Raw genomic sequence first — 19,324 nt, 5'->3', positions numbered from 1 at the left:
CGTCAGCGCACCGGATGCGGGCATCCGCCTGCCCTGAGGGTGCCGCTTGCGGCGGATCGGTGCTCGAGCGGTGGCGCCTTGGCGGAGGGCGTGGGATTCGAACCCACGGAGGCTCTCACCTCACCAGTTTTCAAGACTGGCTCCATCGGCCGCTCGGACAGCCCTCCTCGCCGCCGCGCTCCGCGCGACGACGTCCCGATCCTACCGTCCCCGCCCTTCGGCCGAGGCGCGCCCGGGATGCGGTACCTCCGCGCCCCGGATGCGGTACCTCCGCATGGGAGCCAACTCCGGACTCTCGCGCGGACACGCCGCCACAAGTCCGGAGTTACCTCCAGAGCGCCCGAATCTCCGGAGTTAGCCCAGCACCGAGCGGGACCCAGCTCCGCGCACAGCGCAAGCGCGCGAGCGCGCGCGTCAGAGCGCGCCCGGGCGCACCTCAGAGCGCGGAGAGGGCGGCGGCGACGCCGTCGTCGTCGATCGACGCGGTGGTCTCGGTGCCCACGGCGAGCACGTCCTCGGGCGCCTGCGCCATCACCACGGCACGCCCGCCTCCGGCGGCGGCCCACTGGAACATCTCGATGTCGTTGCGGCCGTCGCCGATCACGCAGACCCGCGTGCGCGGGATGTCGAGCCACGACCGCACCCGCTCGAGCCCGGTCGCCTTGTTGACGCCGTCGGGGGCGATGTCGAGCCAGGCCGTCCATCCGATGGAGTACGACACCTTGTGCAGGCCCATCCGCTCGACGACGTCGAGGAAGTCCTCCATGTCGTGCCCGGGCGAGATCACCACGACGCGCGTCGCGACGACCGCGGCGAGCTCCGAGAACGGCACCACGTGGTACGAGCGCCCGAGCACGCTGTCGGGGAAGGCCTCGGTGCAGAAGAAGTTCCCCTCCGCATCCTCGACCGCGAACAGCGCCTCGGCGAGGTGGGTGCGGATGCGGTTCAGCACCGGACCCGGATCGAACGTCTCGACGTGCTCGCGCCGGTACCCGAGCGGGGCCGACGTGTCGCGCTTCAGCGTGATCGCGCCGTTCGAGCACACCACGTACTCGGGGGCGATGCCGAGCCGGTCGAGCACGGGGAGCGTGGTGTCGACCGAGCGGCCGGTGGCGAGCATGACCTGGTTCCCCAGCGCATCCACCCGCCTGACCTCGGCGCCGACGATGTCGGACAGCGTGCCGTCCTCGTGCAGCAGCGTGCCGTCGATGTCGAGCGCGACCAGCCAGGGCGAGGGAGCAGGATCGGCGGCCACCCTAGGACGCCGCCCGCTTCGGCTCGATGACCTCGAGCCCGCCGAGGTAGGGGCGCAGCACCGGCGGCACGACGACGCTGCCGTCGGGCCGCTGGTGGTTCTCGAGCAGCGCGACGATCCAGCGGGTGGTGGCGAGGGTGCCGTTGAGGGTGGCGACCGGGGCGGTCTTGCCCGACTCGGTGCGGTAGCGGATGTCGAGACGCCGCGCCTGGTACGTGGTGCAGTTCGACGTGGAGGTGAGCTCCCGGTACGTCTCCTGCGTGGGCACCCACGCCTCGGTGTCGAACTTGCGGGCCGCGCTCGACCCGAGGTCGCCCGAGGCCACGTCGATCACGCGGTAGGGCAGGCCCAGGTCGCCCAGCATCCCCTCCTCGAAGGAGAGGAGGCGCTCGTGCTCGGCCTCCGCCTGCTCCGGCAGCACGTACGAGAACATCTCGAGCTTGTTGAACTGGTGCACCCGGAGGATGCCGCGGGTGTCCTTGCCGTGCGACCCCGCTTCGCGGCGATAGCACGTCGACCAGCCGGCGTAGCGCAGCGGCCCGTCCGACAGGTCGAGGATCTCGTCGCGGTGGAACCCGGCCAGGGCCACCTCGCTCGTGCCCGTGAGGTAGAGCTCGTCGGCGGGCAGGTAGTAGATCTCGTCGGCGTGCTCGTTGAGGAAGCCGGTGCCCTCCATCGTCTCGGGGCGGACCAGCGTCGGCGTGATCATCGGCACGAAGCCGCCCTCGATCGCGCGGTCGAGCGCGAGGTTCATCAGCGCCAGCTCGAGCCGCGCCCCGATGCCCGTGAGGTAGTAGAAGCGCGCCCCCGACACCTTCGCCCCGCGCTGCAGGTCGAACGCGCCGAGCATCTCGCCCAGCTCGACGTGGTCGCGCGGCGTGAAGTCGAACGTGGGCTTCGTCCCCACCTCGCGGAGGGTGACGAAGTCGTCCTCCCCGCCCTCGGGCACGCCGTCGACGACGATGTTCTGGATGCGGCGGGCGGATGCGGTGAACGCGGCCTCCGCATCCGTCGCCCTCTGCTGCGCGGCCTTCACGCTCGCGGCCAGCTGCTGCGCCTGGGCGACGAGCGCCTGCTTCTCCTCCTTGGGAGCGGCGGCGACGGTCTTGCCGAACGCGTTCTGCTCGGCGCGCAGCGACTCGTACTCCGAGATGGCGGCACGACGCTCGCCATCGGCGGCCAGGGCCGTGTCGACCAGCTCGGTACTGGAGCCGCGGGCCGCCTGAGACCGCTTGACGACATCGGGGTTCTCGCGCAGCAGGACGGGATCGATCACGCACTCGATCCTACCGACCACCCCGCCCCCGCCCACCCGGAGCGCGCTTCCGCCATGCTCACGTGGTTCCGCCACGCCGACCGATGTGGCGGAACCACCTCCGCATGGCGAGAGGAGAGGCGCTAGCTTGGGCATGTGGACCTGGTCATGGGCGAGGGGGGCGCGCCTCACGACGAGGCGCCCGAGCCCCTCCCGCGCGCCGCCGTGGTCGTGAACCCCGTGAAGATCGACGCGAAGCGCCTGCGCACCGTGGTCGCGGCCGCGGAGCGGGCCGCGGGCTGGGGCGAGACGCTCTGGTACGAGACCACGCTCGAGGACGCCGGCCACGAGGTCGCCCGCCGTGCGGTCGCCGACGGCGCGGCGGTGGTGATGGCCGCGGGCGGCGACGGGACGGTACGCGCCGTCGCGGAGGGGCTCCGAGGCACCGGCGTGCCGATCGGCCTGCTCCCCGTCGGCACGGGCAACCTCCTCGCGCGGAACCTCGGGATGACGCTCACGAACCTCGAGCAGGCGGTCACCACGGTCTTCACGGGCGACGACCATCGCATCGACCTCGGCATGATCGACATCACCCGCGAGGACCGGTCGCACGAGCAGAACGTGTTCCTGGTCATGGCAGGGCTCGGCATCGACGCGAAGATGATCGCCAACACCCGCAGCTCTCTGAAGAAGCGGCTGGGCTGGCTCGCCTACGTCGACGGCGGCATCCGCGCCCTGCCCAGCGTGAAGCCGGTGAAGGTGAAGGCGCAGCTGGACGGGTCGGCGTGGCGGTCGTTCAGCGCCCACACCGTGATCGTCGGCAACTGCGGCTCGCTCCCGGGCGGCATCCTCCTCATCCCCGACGCCAGGCCCGACGACGGCATCCTCGACATCGTCGCCTTCCGGCCCGAGGGCTGGTTCGGCTGGCTGAAGGTCTGGAACAAGCTCACCTTCGAGAACGGCGTCCTCCGCAAGTCGGCCGTGGGCCGCCGGATCATCGACCTCACCCACGACGTGCGGTCGGTGACCTACCGTCGCGGTCACGACATGGCCGTCCGGCTCGACGAGCCCGAGGAGATCCAGCTCGACGGCGACGACTTCGGCCTCGCCGTGGCGCTGCACATCTGGATCGACCCCGGGGCGCTCGCCGTGCGCGTGCCGGCGTCCCCGACGGCGTCCGCTCAGGCGGAGCCCGCGGCCGTCGCGGCATCCACGGCATCCACGGCGTCCGCGGCCCTCGCGGCGTCCGAGGCGGTCGCGGCGGACGGCGTTCCCTCCTCGGCACCGGAGCCGGCGTGACGTTCCGGGTCGCCTTCGTGCCCGGCGTGACGCCGACGAAGTGGGTGCGGATCTGGCGGGAGCGGATGTCGGAGCCGATCGAGACCGCGTCCGTCAGGGTCGACGACCAGCGCGCGGTCGTGCTCGCCGGCGAGGCGGACGTCTGCTTCGCCCGCCTTCCGCTCGACCGCGACGGGCTGCACGCCATCCCGCTCTGGGAGGAGCCCGCCGTGGTGGTCGCGCCGCGCGAGCACGTGATCGAGGCGGTCGACGAGGTCGCGCTCGCCGACCTCGTCGACGAGGACGTGCGGCCCGTGGCGTCGGGCGAGGAGGAGGGCGCGATCGAGCTCGTCGCCCACGGCGGCGGCCTCGTGATCGTGCCGCAGCCCGTCGCCCGCCTCTACGGACGACGCGACGTCGTGGTGCGCCCCGTCACGGACGCGGAGCCCACCAGGATCGCGCTCGTCTGGCCGGTCGACCTCACGGACGAGCAGCGCGAGCGCGTCGACGCCTTCGTCGGGATCGTCCGCGGCCGCACCTCGGCGTCGTCCCGCGGCGGCGAGCCGGCGGCCTCGTCCCCCGAGCGCGGCTCCGCGAGGTCCGGCGGGCGGGGCTCGGCGAAGTCCGGCGGAAGCGGCTCGGCGTCCGCCTCCCCGCGATCCTCGAGCGCGTCCGGCGGCTCGAAAGGGCTGTCCGGCGGCGGGCAGGGCGGACGCCAGGCCCGTCCTTCGCGCGGCGGGCCGTCCCGGCCGCGCCGCGGTCGTCGGTGAACTTTCCCTGCGATCCTCCGACACGCCTTCCGCGCGGCGACCGCCCGGCGTAGGTTTCGGGCCATGAGCGTCCCGGCGACCGCCTTCCGATCCGACGCGCTCTCCGGCGCGTTCACCGACTGGATGCGGACCCGCAGATGGTTCCGGGCCACCGCATCCAACCCTGCCCTGACCCGCGTCGGCGTCTGGGTGCTCCCCGACCCGAAGCACCAGGTGGCCATCGAGGTGCATCTGGTCCACGACGCGACGACCGACGTGCTCTACCAGGTGCCGCTCACGGCGCGGACGGCGCCTCTCCTGGGCGGCGAGGACGCCCTCGTGGAGCAGCTGCCCGACGGGGTCTCGGTCTACGACGGGCCCCACGATCCGGCGTTCGCGCGCGCTCTCCTCACGATGATCCTCACCGGGGGTCGTGCCGGCGACGTCGAGCCCGCCGAGGGCGGGTCTCCCGCCCCGTCCGACGGCCGGACCTCCGCGGTCGGACGCCACGGGCACGTCGACACCGCCGTGCGGGTGGTCGGCTCGCACGTCCTGCGCGGAGAGCAGTCGAACACGTCGATCATCATCGAGACGGTGCACCCCAACGGGAAGCCCGCGACGCCGGTCATCTGCAAGGTCTTCCGCGCCCTCTCGCCCGGCGACAACCCCGACGTCGTCATCCAGTCGGCGCTGTCGGATGCGGGCTCCCGCTTCGTGCCGCGGACGATCGGCCATGTCGAGGGTGCGTGGGCCGATCCGGCGACCGCCTCCCGCGTCGAGGGCAGCCTCGCCTTCGCGCAGGAGTTCATCCCCGACGTCGAGGACGCCTGGCGCGTGGCGCTGCGCGCCGCCGAGCACGGCGAGTCGTTCCGCGACGCCGCCTCGGCGCTGGGCGAGGCGACGGCCGCGATCCACGTCGAGCTGGCGCGCCTGTTCGACACCCGGCGAGCGTCCGCCTCGGACGTCGAGGCGGTGCTCACGAGCATGCGCACCCGCGCGGCGCAGGCGTTCGCGGACGCGCCCGCCCTCGCCGGGGAGCGGGATGCCGTCGCGGCGGTGCAGCGCGCCGCCGAGGACGCCGCGTGGCCCGAGCTGCAGCGCATCCACGGCGACTACCACCTCGGTCAGGTGCTCGCCGTGCCGGGCCGCGGCTGGGTGGTGCTCGACTTCGAGGGGGAGCCGCTGCGCCCGATCGCGGAGCGCAGCGAGCCCGACCTCGCCCTGCGCGACGTCGCGGGGATGCTGCGCTCCTTCGATTACGTCGCCGGCTCGATCTCGAGCGCCGAGCAGGCCACGGCCGAGCAGTCCGAGGCGGCGCGTGCCTGGGCGGACGAGGCGCGCGCGGCCTTCCTCGAGGGGTACGCCGCGCGCTCCGGTCTGGACCTGCGCACGCAACAGGTGCTGCTCGACGCGCTCGAGCTCGACAAGGCCCTCTACGAGGTCAGCTACGAGGCGCAGAACCGCCCGACGTGGCTCCCGATCCCCGCCACCGCCGTGCGCACGCTCGCCCACCGCGCCCGCTGAGGGTCCATCGCTCGTCCTTCATCACGGAATACGGTGAAGCTCGCCGAAGAGAGGGGCGCTTCACCGTATTCCGTGACGAGCGTCAGGCGCCGGCGACCTCGGCGGGCTCGCGGACCGTGCGGAGGGCGCCGGACCACGACTCGAGCTGGTCGAGCATCGTGGCGAGCTGCGCCGCCTGGAAGGGCAGCGGCTCGAACACGGAGAAGTCGCGGAAGTCGTTGATCAGCGACAGCGCGACCTGACCGCGCACGTCGGCGATCTGCAGCTCGCCCATGATGAGGCGCAGGTGCTCGGCCGCGCGGGCCCCGCCCACTCCTCCGTAGCTCACCACGGCCCCGGCCTTGTTGTTCCACTCGGCGTAGAGGTAGTCGATCGCGTTCTTCAGCACACCCGAGGTGCTGTGGTTGTACTCGGGCGTGACGAAGACGTACCCGTCGAAGCGGGCGATCGTCGCCGCCCAGTTCTTGGTGTGCTCGCCGGCGTACTGTCCGCGGGAGGCGGGCACGGCCTCGTCGAGGTGCGGCAGGGGGTAGTCGGCGAGATCGACTAGCTCGTACTCGGCGGTGCCTCGCGCCTGGGCGTTCTCGAGCACCCAGCGGGCGACGGCCTCGCCGTTCCGGCCGGGTCGGGTGCTGCCGAGGATGATGGCGATCCTGGTCATGGGGTTCCTTGTCTCGTGGGCCGGCGAGCGCATCCGCCCGTCGGGAAGACACGGCTCCCGGCGATGGTTGCCGATAGTGCTCAACGGCCCGCGGGGCGGATCCTTCCCGCGGAGGCACGCGCACTTTGCCGTGCGTCAGGCACGTGGAAGGACGTATCGCGAGATGACGCAGGACACCGCGACGAACCCGCTCGACCCCGTCATCCTCGGGCACTGCGCCGCCGAGGAGCGCACGTTCACGCGCGAGATGCTGACCCGGGTCGGCGACCGCTGGACGCTCGTGGTCGTGGCGCAGCTGCGCGACGGACCGGCGCGCTTCACCGAGCTCCTCACTCGCATCGAGGGCATCTCCCACCGGATGCTCACCCAGACCCTCCGATGCCTCCAGCGCGACGGGATGCTCACCCGCACTGCGTACGCGGAGGTCCCACCGCGCGTCGAGTACGCGCTGACCCCGCTCGGCCGCACGCTCCTCGAGCCGCTCGCCGCCCTGATCCAGTGGTCGAACACGCACCGCGAGGAGGTCGCTGCACACCGGGACGACTTCGACCGCTGAGCGTCCCTGCCGCGGCAGCGTCGCCACGGCGGCCTCGGCGTCGGAGGCGCGCCTGCGACACCCGCCTCCGGGGAATAGCGCCTCGACCCGTCGTGTTGAGCCCGTCATAACGTACCGCTCGGTACATAAATAGATGGGATGGACCATGGCAGACCTCGACGGCAAGACGGCGCTCGTGACGGGCGGCACCTCGGGCATCGGACTGGCGGTGGTGCGGCGCTTCGTCACGGAGGGTGCGCACGTCGTGGTGACAGGACGCAGCGCCGGGAAGCTCGACGACGTGAAGCGGGAGCTCGGCGACCGCGTGACCACCGTGCAGGGCGACGTCTCGAGCCTGGACGACCTCGACCGGGTCTACGCCGCCGTCGCCGAGCGCGGCACCGGACTGGACGTCGTGTTCGCGAACGCGGGCGGAGGCGAGTTCGCCGCGCTCGAGGAGATCACGTGGGAGCACTTCACCACGACGTTCGAGTCGAACGTCGGCGGGACGGTGTTCACCGTCCAGAAGGCGCTCCCTCACCTCAACCCGGGTGCGGCCGTGGTCCTCACCTCGTCGAACATCGATGTGAAGGGCAGCGCATCCTTCAGCGTGTACGCCGCGTCGAAGGCCGCGATCCGCAGCTTCGCCCGCAGCTGGGCCGCCGAGCTGGTCGACCGCGGCATCCGCGTGAACGCCGTCGCCCCCGGGCCCATCGCCACCCCCGGCCTGAGCGGCCTCGCCGCCGAGCCGGAGCAGGCCGAGGCGCTCCTCGGAGGCCTCGCATCGGGCGTGCCCATGCGTCGACTCGGGACGCCTGAGGAGATCGCCGACGCGGTCCTCTACCTCGCGTCCCCGCGCAGCTCCTACGTCACAGGCGCCGAGCTGTACGTGGACGGCGGGGCCAGCCAGATCTGACGATGCCGACGTCCTCGCGTGGCCACGGCGGACGACCCGACCCACTGCATCCGGCGCTAGATTCGACGGATCAGCGAGGAGGTCAGATGGCCACGCGAGGACGGCCCCGCGAGTTCGACGTCGAGGAGGCGCTCGATCGCGCGATCGAGGTCTTCTGGCGCCAGGGATACGGCGGGACCAGCCTGACCGACCTCACCGAGGCGATGGGCGTCAGCCGGCCGAGCCTCTACGCCGCGTTCGGCAACAAGGAGGAGACCTTCAAGCGGGCGGTCGACCGCTACGCGGAGATCGACATGGCTTACGTCACCGAGGCCCTGGCCGAGCCGACCGCCCTCGAGGTGGCGCGGCGCTTCCTGTTCGACAACGTCGAGGCGGTCACGACCCCGGGTCGTCCGCCCGGGTGCCTGTCGATCCAGGGCGGGCTCGCGGCGGGGCCGGAGGATGCCGAGATCGTGCGGTTCCTCGCCGACCGACGGTCCGGCGGAGAGGCGAGGCTGGCCGAGCGCTTCGCTCGCGCGCGGGCGGTGGGCGACCTCGCCTCGGACGAGGACCCCGCCGACCTCGCGAAGTACCTCAACACGGTCTCGGCGGGCCTGGCCGTGCAGGCGGCGGCCGGCGCGCCCAGGGACGCGCTCCACCGAGTCGCCGAGCGGGCCCTCCGAGCCTTTCCCGGCACGCCGACCCCCTAGACATCCGATCTCTCGCGGCCGAGAAGGCAACGGCGCGGTAGCATCCCCCTGTGGCCGTGACGGACGAGGCGATCCTCACCATCAAGCAGATGATCCTGTCCGGTGAGCTGCGCCCGGGCGACCGGCTGCCGCCGGAGAAGGAGCTCAGCGAGCGCCTCCGTCTCTCCCGCAACTCGATGCGCGAGGCGGTCAAGGCGCTCGAGGCGATGAAGATCCTCGACGTCCGGCGCGGGGACGGCACCTACGTCACCAGTCTCGAACCCGAGCTCCTCAACGAGGCGATGAGCTTCATCCTCGAGGCTCAGCAGGATCACGAGGCGATCCTCGAGATCTTCGCCGTGCGGCGCATCCTGGAGCCGGCCGCGTCGGCGCTGGCGGCGACCCGGCTCGAGGAGTCCGATCTCGAGGCCCTCCGGCGATCGGTCGACTCGATCACCGCCGACTCGGACGTCGAGGAGGTCGTCTCCCACGACCTCGCCTTCCACGCCGCGATCGCCGCGGGATCGGGCAACCGGTACCTGGCGAGCCTGCTCGACTCCCTCTCGGGACGCACCGTGCGGGCGCGGCTCTGGCGCGGGCTCACCGAGGAGCACGCCACCGAGCGGACGCTCCGCGAGCACGGCGCGATCGTCGACGCCCTGGCCGCCCGCGACGCGGCGCTGGCGGAGGCGCTCACGGTGTCCCACATCGCCGGGATCGAGGGATGGCTGCGCCGATGGTCCGAGCCGGAGAGCTCGGACTAGCTTTCAGACATCGGATGTCTATGATGGAGACATCACACAACGTGAGCGATGTCGCCACCGTCGGCGCCGATCGCTCCGATGACTTCAGGAGGTCTCTGCGATGAAGCTGGCGAGGATCGGTGACGCGGGTGCGGAGCGCCCCGTCGTGGTCACGGCGGAGGGATACCGCGACCTCTCAGCCCTCACCGACGACATCACCGGCGAGTTCCTCGCCGAAGGGGGTCTCGACCGGGTGCGCGCCGCGCTCTCGGCCGGAGAGCTTCCCCTCGTCGACGGCTCCGACCAGCGCGTCGGGGCGCCCATCGCGAGGCCGAGCGCCATCATCTGCATCGGCATGAACTACGCCGCGCACGCGGCCGAGTCCGGGTCCGCCCCGCCCGAGGTGCCGATCCTCTTCCTCAAGACGCCGAACACGGTCGCGGGCCCCCACGACGTGGCGCGCATCCCGCGGAAGAGCACGAAGACCGACTGGGAGGTGGAGCTCGCCGTCGTCATCGGCAAGCGCGCCTCCTACCTCGAGTCGCCCGCGCAGAGCCTCGAGCACATCGCCGGGTTCACGATCGCGAACGACCTCTCCGAGCGGGAGTGGCAGCTCGAGATCTCGGGCGGGCAGTGGTCGAAGGGCAAGAGCGCCCCGGGCTTCACGCCGCTCGGCCCCTGGCTCGTCACCCCCGACGAGGCCCGCTACCAGGATCTCCGGCTCACCAGCCACGTCAACGGCGAGCCGCGCCAGGACTCGCGGACCTCCGATCTCATCTTCGGCGTCGACGAGCTCGTCTACCAGCTCAGCCAGTGGATGACGCTCGAGCCCGGCGACCTCGTCCTCACCGGGACGCCGGAGGGCGTCGCCCTGTCGGGCCGGTTCCCGTACCTGAAGGCCGGCGACGTCGTCGAGCTCGAGATCGAGGGACTCGGGACGCAGCGCCAGGAGTTCGTCGACGCCTGAGCGCGTCGACCTGTCGTTGACTGGATCGAAGAGGAGGAGCATCGACATGGAGTTCGAGGGACTCGTGGCCGTCGTCACCGGCGGGGCATCCGGGATCGGTGCGGCGATCGCCGCACGGCTCGCCGAGGGCGGGGCGTCGGTCGCCATGCTCGACCGCGACCCGTCCGGGGCGGATGAGCGGCACCTCGCGGTGACCGCCGACGTGTCGGACGACGCATCGGTGCGCGCCGCGATCGCCGCGGTGGTCGAGCGGTTCGGCCGGCTCGACATCGTCGTGAACAACGCCGGCATCGGCGCCCAGGGCACGATCGCCGACAACGACGACGACGAGTGGCACCGCGTGTTCGACATCAACGTGATCGGGATGGCCCGCGTGACGCGGGCCGCTCTCCCCCACCTGCGCGAGTCGCCCGCCGCCGCCATCGTGAACACCTCCTCGATCGCCGCCACGGCCGGGCTCCCCCAGCGCGCCCTCTACTCCGCGTCGAAGGGCGCGGTGCTCTCGCTGACCCGCGCGATGGCCGCCGACCACCTCCGCGAGGGCATCCGCGTCAACTGCGTCAACCCCGGCACCGCCGACACCCCCTGGGTGGCGCGCCTGCTCGACTCGGCGCCGGACCCCGTCGCCGAGCGCGCCGCGCTCAACGCGCGCCAGCCCCACGGCCGCCTCGTCAGCGCCGCCGAGGTCGCCGACGCGGTCGCCTACCTCGCCAGCCCCCGCTCGGGCTCCACCACCGGCGCCTCCCTCGCCGTCGACGGCGGCATGCAGAACCTCCGCCTCCGCCCCGCCTGAGCCCGGCGAGGGTGCGGGCAGAGCGTCCTCTCTGAGCTCAGCGGCCCTCACCGCCTGCGGTCACCCCATCCCAGACGGCGGCCTCCCCCGTCGCCTCCCACTCCTCGAACGCGCGCGCGTAGGCCGAGGAAGCTCAGAGGGACTCGGGGACGTCGGGCTCGCCGGAGATGAGGCCGCGGAGCCAGTCGCGGGCCTCGACGAAGACGCCGTCGTCGTAGCGGGAGACGTACTCGACCGGGGCACGGTCGGCGCGCGGGTAGGAGCCGAGGAACGTGATCCGCGGGCTGAAGCGGCGGAGGCCGAGCAGCGCATCCGCGACCCGCTCGTCGCGGACGTGTCCGTCGGCGTCGACGACGAAGCGGTAGCGGCCGAGGGCGTCGCCGATGGGACGGGACTGCAGCAGCGACAGGTTCACGCCGCGGGTGGAGAACTGCTCGAGCATCTCGAGGAGCGCACCGGGCCGGTCGTCGGGGAGCTCGACGATGAGGCTCGTCTTGTCGGCTCCGGTCGGCTCGGGCATCCGCGTGGAGCGGCTCACAAGGACGAAGCGCGTGACGGAGTTGGCGTTGTCGGTGACGTCCTCCGCGAGGACGACGAGGTCGTGGTGCCGGACGATCGCGGGCGGGGCGAGCGCCGCATCCGCATGGTCGGTCGCGAAGAGGTCGAGGGCGGCGGCGACGTTCGACGTCGCGGGGATGTGCCCGTGCGTCGGCAGGTTCGCGTCGAGCCACTGACGGCACTGCGCATAGGCGACCGGATGCGCGCCGACGACCCGCACGTCCTCCAGCGTCGTCCCCGGCCGGGCGACGAGCACGAAGCTCACGCGCACGAGGTACTCGCCCACGATCCGCAGCCCGGGCGTGCGGGCGAGGGCGTCGAGCGTCGCGGTGACGCCGCCCTCGATGGAGTTCTCGATCGCGATCATCGCCGCGACGCTGCGCCCGGACACGACGTCGTCGAGCGCCTCGCCCACGTTGTTGACGCTGCGCCACTCCTGGCCCTGCGCCTCGGGCACCTGCGCCAGCGCCGCCTCCGTGAACGTGCCCGACGGGCCGAGATACGAGTACGTGTCGGACATGCCGCCAGCCTAGCGGCGAGCCACTCCCCTCCCTTCGCTGGTAGGGGCCCGGTCTCACGCCGCCCGCCGTAGGCGGCGACAAGGGGAGGTCGGTCTGGGCCGCAGTCCGTCCCCGTGTCCGAGCGAAGCGAAGGCGGCGGGAAGGGGAGGTCGGTCCGGGTCGCAGGCATCGGGTCTGGCGGGGCGCCGAAGGCGCCGGGACTGCGACCCGGACCGACCTCCCCTTCCCGCCGCCGGTCACACGAACACTGCCGAACTCGGCCCCCCGATGCCAGGATGGACGCATGCACGATCGCGCCGGCACAGTCGCCCTCCCCGAAGACCTGATCGACCCGGAGGCCCTGGTCGCCGCGTACTACGACCTGCATCCCGACGTGACCGACCCGGAGCAGAAGGTCATCTTCGGCACCAGCGGCCACCGCGGCTCGTCGTTCAACAGCGCGTTCAACGAGGACCACATCCTCGCCATCACGCAGGCGATCGTGGAGTACCGCGCCGGGCAGGGGATCACGGGCCCGCTGTTCCTGGGCCGCGACACGCACGGCCTCTCGCTGCCCGCCGAGCGCAGCGCGCTGGAGGTGCTCGCGGCGAACGGCGTCACGGTGTGGACCGACTCGCGTCACAGCTGGACTCCGACGCCCGCCGTCTCGCACGCGATCCTGAAGTACAACCGCGAGGGCCACGACGACCAGGCCGACGGCATCGTCGTGACGCCCAGCCACAACCCGCCCGCCGACGGCGGCTTCAAGTACAACCCCCCGCACGGCGGCCCCGCCGACTCGGATGCGACGAGCTGGATCGCGAACCGCGCCAACGAGCTCATCGCGGCGGGCCTGGAGGGCGTGAAGCGCGCCGAGCCCACACCGGCGGGCACCTACGACTTCCGCGAGAACTACGTCGCCGATCTCGGCAACGTGATCGACATGGAGGCGATCGCGGCGTCGAAGATCCACATCGGCGCCGATCCCCTCGGCGGGGCGAGCGTGGAGTACTGGTCGCTGATCGGGGAGCGGTACGGCCTCAACCTCACGGTCGTGAACGAGACGGTGGACCCGCGGTGGGCGTTCATGACGCTCGACTGGGACGGCAAGATCCGCATGGACTGCTCCTCCCCGTACGCGATGGCGTCGTTGATCGAGCGCCGTCACGACTTCGACATCTCGACGGGCAACGACGCGGATGCCGATCGCCACGGCGTGGTCACCCCCGATGCCGGGCTGATGAACCCGAATCACTACCTCGCCGTCGCCATCCAGTACCTCTACTCGCGGCGCGAGCACTGGCGTCCGGATGCGGCGATCGGCAAGACGCTCGTGTCCAGCTCGATGATCGACCGCGTCGCCGGCTCGCTGGGACGGACGCTGTGGGAGGTCCCGGTCGGGTTCAAGTGGTTCGTGCCGGGCCTCATCGACGGCTCGGTCGGCTTCGGTGGCGAGGAGAGCGCGGGTGCGTCCTTCCTCCGCTTCGACGGATCCGTGTGGACGACCGACAAGGACGGGATCCTGCTCGCGCTGCTGGCGTCGGAGATCCTCGCCGTGACCGGTCGGACCCCGTCGCAGCACTATGCGGAGCTCGTCGCCGAGTTCGGCGACCCCGTCTATCAGCGGGTGGATGCGCCGGCGACGAAGGCGCAGAAGGCCCAGCTGGCGAAGCTCTCCGGCGACGACATCACGGCCGACACCCTCGCCGGCGACCCGATCACCGCGAAGCTGTCGCACGCGCCGGGCAACGGCGCGGCGATCGGCGGCGTGAAGGTCACGACCGACCGGGCCTGGTTCGCCGCCCGACCCTCGGGCACGGAGGACGTGTACAAGATCTACGCCGAGAGCTTCGTCGGGGAGGAGCACCTCCGCGAGGTGCAGGCGGAGGCGAAGCGCATCGTCGACGCCGCCCTCGGCGCATAGCGCCGCCCTCGGCGCATAGCGCCGCCCTCGGCGCCTAGCGCCGCCCTCGGTGCGTAGCGCCGCCGCCTCGACACCGATTCGCACGAACCTCGGCGAATAGGGCGCCGCTTCGCCGGAAACGGTGTCGAAGCGACGGCCCACGCCGAGTGCGAGCAGAGTGGGCGCAGCGGCGGCCGACGCGCACTCCATCACCTCGACACCGGTTCGCACAGACCCCGCCGAATAGGGCGCCGCTTCGCCGGAATCGGTGTCGAAGCGACGGCCACCGGCGCGGGCCGGCGACGACGTCAGGCCGGGAGGGACGCGCCGATGAGGCGGAGGGACTCGTCCCAGACGCGGCGGGCCTCCTCGGGCGAGCGCAGGCGGGAGTAGAGCGGCTGCGGCGCCGGCGCGCCACCGAGGTGGGCGGGGCCGCCGGGACCGTAGAGGGTGCCGCTCACCGCATCCGGAGCGGTGGCGGCCAGGAGCGCGGGGAGCGCGGCGGTCTCCGGGGTGCCGACCAGCAGTCCGCGGGCGGAGAGCCAGCGGATGAGGCGCACCTGCGGGGTGTCGCCCGCGCGGCCCACCTCGGGCCGAGCGGCGAGGAGGCTGGTGGGAGCGACACCGGGATGCGAGAGCACGCTCGTGATCCCCCATCCACCCGCCTCGCTGCGGCGGCCGAGCTCCACCGCGAACAGGCCGAACGCGATCTTCGACGAGCTGTAGGCGCGCATCCCGTTGTAGCTGCGCTCCCACGCGAGGTCGTCCCAGTTGATCGAGCCCTGGTTGGCCGCCACGCTGATCTGCGACACCACCCGTGCCCGCCCCGCCCTCAGCAGCGGGAGGATCCCGGCGACGAGCGCGACGTGGCCGAGGTGGTTCGTGCCGAACTGCACCTCGAACCCGTCCGCGGTCGTCTGTCGCGAGGGCGGAGTCATCAGGCCCGCGTTGTTCACGAGCAGGTGGATCGGCCTCCCCTCGTCGCCCAGCTCCGCCGCGAGCGCGCCGATCGAGGCCAGCGACGAGAGATCGAGCCGTCGGAGCGACACCACCGCATCCGGGGTCTGCGTGAGGATGCGCCCCACGGCGGCCTCCCCCTTGACGGGGTTGCGGACGGGCAGCACGACCTCGGCTCCCGCGGCGGCCAGCCGGCTCGCGATGCGGAGCCCGATGCCGTCGCTCGCACCCGTGACGAGGGCGCGGCGGCCGGTGAGGTCGGGGAGGGTGATGTCGATGGTCCTGCGTGGCATGGTGTGCTCCTTCGTGCGTCGTCCCTCTACGATGCGGCCGGGCGGGAAGCGCCTCCAGGCCCCCCGCATCCACTGATCGCCGTGCAGTGGATAGCCGCTCGGGCAGCGGGTAGAACGGAGGGAGACGTCGGATGAGGAGGACGCTGTGATCGATCGCGCCGGTCTGGCCGACTTCCTCCGACGCCGTCGCGAGGCCCTGCAGCCCGAGGACGTGGGGATGGTGCGGGGGCCGCGCCGCCGCACCGAGGGACTGCGCCGGGAGGAGGTCGCCGTCCTCTGCCACATGTCGACCGACTACTACGCCCGCCTCGAGCGCGGGGGCGGTCCGGCCCCGTCGGAGCAGATGCTCGCCGCGATCGCCCAGGGACTGCATCTCACGATCGACGAGCGGGACCACCTCTTCCGGCTCGCGGGACACCGCGCCCCGCCGCGCGGGTACTCGAGCGACCACGTCAGTCCGGGGATGCTGCGCATCCTCGACCGACTCGTCGACACCCCCGCGGAGATCGTGACCGAGCTCGGCGAGACGCTGCGGCAGACCCCGCTCGGCGTCGCCCTCACCGGCGACACCACGCGCTTCACGGGCGCGTCGCGCAGCCTGGGCTACCGCTGGTTCGCCGACCCCGCGACGCGGGCGCTGTACGCGCCGCGCGATCACGAGCTGCTGTCGCGGATGTGGGTCTCCGGGCTCCGCGAAATCGTGTCGGTGCGGGGCCGTCCGTCGCGCGCGGCGGAGCTCGCGGATGCGCTCCTCGAGGAGAGCCCGGAGTTCCGCTCACTGTGGGACCTGCACGAGGTGGGCGTCCGTCCGAGCGACGTGAAGCACCTCGTCCACCCGGAGCTCGGAGAGCTCGAGCTGAGCTGCCAGACCCTCGTCGACCCGGCGCAGTCGCAGTACCTCCTGGTCTACACCGCCGTCCCCGGCAGTGAGAGCCACGACAAGCTCCGCCTCCTCTCCGTCATCGGCGCGACCTCCTTCGCCCCTCCCCGCTGAGCGCCCCCGCCGCCAGCCCCGACCGGCGGCACGCGCGTCCGCGGTGCGAGCGGATCGGGCAGTCGTGAACCCAGCACCGCGAGCGCCCTCCGCCCCGCGCGCCGATCCATCCCCGGCTCTACGAGTCCCTGGATCTGACAGTCGGTGCGGCCTCCCAGCCGCACAGGCCACCACAACTGCCACATCCACGGACCCAGCACCGCGATCGACCTCCGTCCCGCGCGCCGATCCACCCCTGGCCCTTCGAGCCCGCTCCCGGATCTGACACTCGTGGCGGCCTCCCAGCCGCACAGGCCACCACAACTGCCACATCCACGGACCCAGCACCGCGATCGACCTCCGTCCCGCGCGCCGATCCACCCCTGGCCCTTCGAGCCCGCTTCCGGATCTGACACTCGTGGCGGCCTCCCAGCCGCACAGGCCACCACAACTGCCACATCCACGGACCCAGCACCGCGATCGACCTCCGCCCCGCGCGCCGATCCACCCCTGGCCCTTCGAGCCCGCTCCCGGATCTGACAGTCGGTGCGGCCTCCCAGCCGCACAGGCCACCACAACTGCCACATCCACGGACCCAGCACCGCGATCGACCTCCGCCCGGCGCGCCGATCCATCCCCGGCTCTACGAGCCCCTGGATCTGACACTCGTGGCGGCCTCCCAGCCGCACAGGCCACCACGACTGCCACATCCGCGAACCCAGCACCGCGAGCGCTCTCCGCCCCGCGCACCGATCCACCCCTGGCTCTTCTAGTCCGCTCCCGGATCTGACACTCGTGGCGGCCTCCTGGCCGCGCAGGTCACCACAACTGCCATCTCCACGGACCCAGCACCGCGAGCGCTCTCCGCCCCGCGCGCCGATCCACCCCTGGCCCTTCGAGCCCGCTCCCGGATCTGACACTCGTGGCGGCCTTATCGCCGCACGGGCCACCACGACTGTCACATCCGCCGCCGCACCGCGGGGAGCGCCCGACGGCCGCGCGCGGCGCGCGACCCGGGTTCCACGAATGACGTCCGGATCTGACAGTTGTGGCGGACTCCGCGGCACTCAGGTCACCACGACTGGCAGATCCGCGGCTGCCCGACTCGGCCGGGGGGGCGCTGGAGCGCGCGCACGGTGGATACGACGTCGCCTCGACACCGGATCCCCCGGAGCGGGCGCCAGGGCGCGCCGCTGGGTGGGGATCGGTGTCGAGGCGACGGTGGTTCGGCCCCGGAGGGGTCAGTGGGCGATCACGGGCTCCGGAGCGTCATCCGAAGTCGAGGACGCGGCGGGAGCGGCCGCGGGCGCGCCCGCCGCGGCCGGGCGGGCCTTCCGGCGGAACAGGAGCGCCGACACGACGGCGCCGAGAGCGAAGAACGCGGCGCCCCACCAGTACGCGGTGGAGTAGCTGTGCACCGCCGCGTCGCTCAGCACCTGCTGCGTCACGGGAGCGTGCGACGCGACGAAGTCGGTCGCCGCGGTCGCGGCCAGGGTGTTGAGGAGCGCGGTGCCGATCGATCCGCCGACCTGCTGCGAGGTGTTCACCATGGCCGAGGCGACTCCCGCGAAGTGGCGGTCGACGCCGAGCGTCGCGGTCTGGATCGAGGCCGGCATGATCGACCCCATCCCGACACCGAGGATCATCAGCGGCGGCATGACGTTCGCCGCGTACGAGCTCGAGGAGTCGAGGAAGGTGAGGAGCACCATGCCGGTCGCGGCGACGATCATGCCGAACGGCACCATCACCTTGGGTCCGAGGCGGGGCAGGAAGATGTTCGTCGACAGCTGGGCCGTGAGGATGAGCATGCCGATCATCGGCAGGAACGACACCCCGGTCTGGATCGGCGAGTACCCGAGGGTGGTCTGCAGGTAGTACGTGACGAACAGGAAGATGCCGAACATCCCCGCGCCCGCGATCAGCACCGAGCTGTAGGCGGCGCCGCGGTTGCGGTCGAGCACGATCGACAGCGGCAGCAGCGGATGCGACGCACGACGCTGCCAGAGCACGAACGCGACGAGCAGCACGGCGGAGGCGACGAGCATCCCCCATGTGATGAAGGCGCCCCATCCGTCGGTCTCGGCGTGCGAGAAGCCGAAGACGAGCGCGAAGAGCGCCGCCGACACCAGGATGGTGCCCGGGATGTCGAGCTTCGGCCGCGGGCCGGTGCGGGCCACGTTCGCGACGAAGACGAGCGCGCCGATCACCGCGATCACGGCGATGACGTCGTTGATGTAGAGGTTCCAGCGCCAGCTGAACTGCTCCGTGAGCACTCCGCCGAGCAGCAGGCCCACCGCGCCGCCGGCGCCGGCGATCGCGCCGAAGACGCCGAACGCGCGACCGCGCTCCTTCGGGTCGGTGAACGTGGTCGTCAGCACCGCGAGGGCGGTGGGGGCCAGCAGCGCGCCGAACGCGCCCTGCAGCGCACGGGCGAAGACGAGCAGTCCGAACGAGTCGGCCATGCCGCCGAGCGCGGAGGCGAGGGCGAAGCCGACGAGGCCGATGATGAAGGCCCGCTTGCGGCCGATGAGGTCGGAGATGCGACCGCCGAGCAGCAGCAGGGATCCGAACGCGAGGGAGTAGGCGGTGATGATCCACTGGCGGTCGCCGTCGGAGAACTGGAGGTCGGCCTGCGCGGCGGGCAAGGCGATGTTCACGACGGTCGCGTCGAGCACGACCATCAGCTGAGCCAGGGCGACGGTGGCGAGCGTCAGCCACCGGCGGCTCGAGTGCGCCGGGGTCACGGCGGCGGGAGAAGGAGAGGTCATGCGGGAGACTCTATACGAAACTCGCGAG

General features: G+C 72.1%; 17 protein-coding genes and 1 tRNA gene. 11 read left to right on the top strand and 7 right to left on the bottom strand.

The window, feature by feature from the left end:
• Positions 1-79: 79 nt before the first annotated feature.
• The 3 genes from IEX69_RS15285 to serS form a co-directional block, all read right to left on the bottom strand.
• Positions 80-167, bottom strand: a tRNA-Ser gene (locus IEX69_RS15285).
• Positions 168-436: 269 nt separating this feature from the next.
• Positions 437-1,255 carry an HAD family hydrolase gene (locus IEX69_RS15280; RefSeq protein WP_217348666.1) on the bottom strand — a complete coding sequence of 273 codons (819 nt, stop codon included), beginning with the start codon at positions 1,253-1,255 and terminating at the stop codon, positions 437-439.
• 1 nt (position 1,256) lies between these two features.
• On the bottom strand, positions 1,257-2,531 hold the full coding sequence (serS, locus tag IEX69_RS15275; RefSeq protein ID WP_085018350.1) for a serine--tRNA ligase: 1,275 nt from the start codon (positions 2,529-2,531) through the stop codon (positions 1,257-1,259).
• A 135-nt stretch (positions 2,532-2,666) separates the two neighbouring features.
• Between serS and IEX69_RS15270 the strand changes: the two genes are divergently transcribed.
• From IEX69_RS15270 to IEX69_RS15260, 3 genes are all read left to right on the top strand, one after another.
• Positions 2,667-3,809 (top strand): diacylglycerol/lipid kinase family protein, encoded by a 1,143-nt coding sequence (locus tag IEX69_RS15270; RefSeq protein ID WP_229756378.1) that lies wholly within the window; start codon positions 2,667-2,669, stop codon positions 3,807-3,809.
• Positions 3,806-4,558: a LysR family transcriptional regulator substrate-binding protein gene (locus IEX69_RS15265; protein ID WP_217348665.1), complete on the top strand. Its 753-nt coding sequence runs from the start codon at positions 3,806-3,808 to the stop codon at positions 4,556-4,558. Before IEX69_RS15270 ends, IEX69_RS15265 begins: the two co-directional genes overlap by 4 nt.
• A 63-nt stretch (positions 4,559-4,621) precedes the next feature.
• A complete protein-coding gene (locus IEX69_RS15260) occupies positions 4,622-6,061 on the top strand; it encodes a maltokinase N-terminal cap-like domain-containing protein (protein ID WP_085018348.1) in 1,440 nt (479 codons plus the stop codon).
• A gap of 82 nt (positions 6,062-6,143) precedes the next feature.
• Here IEX69_RS15260 and IEX69_RS15255 read toward each other — a convergent pair whose 3' ends face one another.
• The gene (locus IEX69_RS15255) at positions 6,144-6,722 is read right to left on the bottom strand and encodes an NADPH-dependent FMN reductase (protein WP_085018346.1); all 579 of its coding nucleotides are present in this window, start codon (positions 6,720-6,722) and stop codon (positions 6,144-6,146) included.
• A gap of 163 nt (positions 6,723-6,885) precedes the next feature.
• Between IEX69_RS15255 and IEX69_RS15250 the strand changes: the two genes are divergently transcribed.
• The 6 genes from IEX69_RS15250 to IEX69_RS15225 all read left to right on the top strand — a co-directional run bounded on the left by IEX69_RS15250 (position 6,886) and on the right by IEX69_RS15225 (position 11,344).
• The gene (locus IEX69_RS15250) at positions 6,886-7,278 is read left to right on the top strand and encodes a winged helix-turn-helix transcriptional regulator (RefSeq protein WP_085018344.1); all 393 of its coding nucleotides are present in this window, start codon (positions 6,886-6,888) and stop codon (positions 7,276-7,278) included.
• Between the two features lie 145 nt (positions 7,279-7,423).
• Positions 7,424-8,173, top strand: coding sequence for an SDR family NAD(P)-dependent oxidoreductase (locus IEX69_RS15245; protein ID WP_085018342.1), 750 nt, complete (start codon positions 7,424-7,426; stop codon positions 8,171-8,173).
• A gap of 86 nt (positions 8,174-8,259) precedes the next feature.
• On the top strand, positions 8,260-8,862 hold the full coding sequence (locus tag IEX69_RS15240) for a TetR/AcrR family transcriptional regulator (RefSeq protein WP_085018340.1): 603 nt from the start codon (positions 8,260-8,262) through the stop codon (positions 8,860-8,862).
• Positions 8,863-8,912: 50 nt separating this feature from the next.
• Positions 8,913-9,605, top strand: coding sequence for a FadR/GntR family transcriptional regulator (locus IEX69_RS15235; RefSeq protein WP_085018337.1), 693 nt, complete (start codon positions 8,913-8,915; stop codon positions 9,603-9,605).
• Between the two features lie 100 nt (positions 9,606-9,705).
• On the top strand, positions 9,706-10,551 hold the full coding sequence (locus IEX69_RS15230; RefSeq protein ID WP_085018335.1) for a fumarylacetoacetate hydrolase family protein: 846 nt from the start codon (positions 9,706-9,708) through the stop codon (positions 10,549-10,551).
• A gap of 46 nt (positions 10,552-10,597) precedes the next feature.
• Positions 10,598-11,344, top strand: coding sequence for an SDR family NAD(P)-dependent oxidoreductase (locus IEX69_RS15225; protein ID WP_085018333.1), 747 nt, complete (start codon positions 10,598-10,600; stop codon positions 11,342-11,344).
• A gap of 133 nt (positions 11,345-11,477) precedes the next feature.
• Here IEX69_RS15225 and pheA read toward each other — a convergent pair whose 3' ends face one another.
• Positions 11,478-12,422 (bottom strand): prephenate dehydratase, encoded by a 945-nt coding sequence (gene pheA / locus IEX69_RS15220; protein ID WP_085018331.1) that lies wholly within the window; start codon positions 12,420-12,422, stop codon positions 11,478-11,480.
• A gap of 284 nt (positions 12,423-12,706) precedes the next feature.
• Here pheA and pgm point away from each other — a divergent pair, with 284 nt between their 5' ends.
• Positions 12,707-14,326, top strand: coding sequence for a phosphoglucomutase (alpha-D-glucose-1,6-bisphosphate-dependent) (pgm, locus tag IEX69_RS15215; protein ID WP_085018330.1), 1,620 nt, complete (start codon positions 12,707-12,709; stop codon positions 14,324-14,326).
• 287 nt (positions 14,327-14,613) lie between these two features.
• Here pgm and IEX69_RS15210 read toward each other — a convergent pair whose 3' ends face one another.
• A complete protein-coding gene (locus IEX69_RS15210; protein WP_085018328.1) occupies positions 14,614-15,555 on the bottom strand; it encodes an SDR family oxidoreductase in 942 nt (313 codons plus the stop codon).
• 145 nt (positions 15,556-15,700) lie between these two features.
• Between IEX69_RS15210 and IEX69_RS15205 the strand changes: the two genes are divergently transcribed.
• Positions 15,701-16,549: a helix-turn-helix transcriptional regulator gene (locus IEX69_RS15205; protein ID WP_085018326.1), complete on the top strand. Its 849-nt coding sequence runs from the start codon at positions 15,701-15,703 to the stop codon at positions 16,547-16,549.
• 1,220 nt (positions 16,550-17,769) lie between these two features.
• Here IEX69_RS15205 and IEX69_RS15200 read toward each other — a convergent pair.
• Positions 17,770-19,296 carry an MFS transporter gene (locus IEX69_RS15200; protein ID WP_085018324.1) on the bottom strand — a complete coding sequence of 509 codons (1,527 nt, stop codon included), beginning with the start codon at positions 19,294-19,296 and terminating at the stop codon, positions 17,770-17,772.
• Positions 19,297-19,324: the final 28 nt, after the last annotated feature.

It is taken from the genome of Cnuibacter physcomitrellae, from assembly GCF_014640535.1.
GTDB lineage: Bacteria > Actinomycetota > Actinomycetes > Actinomycetales > Microbacteriaceae > Cnuibacter > Cnuibacter physcomitrellae.
The sequence above is the reverse complement of the archived record's forward strand: the minus strand, read 5'-3'. Positions and strand labels throughout refer to the sequence as shown.

Bases quoted from the DNA above. Each gene is read 5' to 3' on its own strand.
- IEX69_RS15260 (WP_085018348.1), top strand. From the start codon at position 4,622: ATGAGCGTCCCGGCGACCGCCTTCCGATCCGACGCGCTCTCCGGCGCG.
- IEX69_RS15255 (WP_085018346.1), bottom strand. From the start codon at position 6,722: ATGACCAGGATCGCCATCATCCTCGGCAGCACCCGACCCGGCCGGAAC.
- IEX69_RS15250 (WP_085018344.1), top strand. From the start codon at position 6,886: ATGACGCAGGACACCGCGACGAACCCGCTCGACCCCGTCATCCTCGGG.
- IEX69_RS15245 (WP_085018342.1), top strand. From the start codon at position 7,424: ATGGCAGACCTCGACGGCAAGACGGCGCTCGTGACGGGCGGCACCTCG.
- IEX69_RS15240 (WP_085018340.1), top strand. From the start codon at position 8,260: ATGGCCACGCGAGGACGGCCCCGCGAGTTCGACGTCGAGGAGGCGCTC.
- IEX69_RS15230 (WP_085018335.1), top strand. From the start codon at position 9,706: ATGAAGCTGGCGAGGATCGGTGACGCGGGTGCGGAGCGCCCCGTCGTG.
- IEX69_RS15225 (WP_085018333.1), top strand. From the start codon at position 10,598: ATGGAGTTCGAGGGACTCGTGGCCGTCGTCACCGGCGGGGCATCCGGG.
- pheA (WP_085018331.1), bottom strand. From the start codon at position 12,422: ATGTCCGACACGTACTCGTATCTCGGCCCGTCGGGCACGTTCACGGAG.
- pgm (WP_085018330.1), top strand. From the start codon at position 12,707: ATGCACGATCGCGCCGGCACAGTCGCCCTCCCCGAAGACCTGATCGAC.
- IEX69_RS15210 (WP_085018328.1), bottom strand. From the start codon at position 15,555: ATGCCACGCAGGACCATCGACATCACCCTCCCCGACCTCACCGGCCGC.
- IEX69_RS15200 (WP_085018324.1), bottom strand. From the start codon at position 19,296: ATGACCTCTCCTTCTCCCGCCGCCGTGACCCCGGCGCACTCGAGCCGC.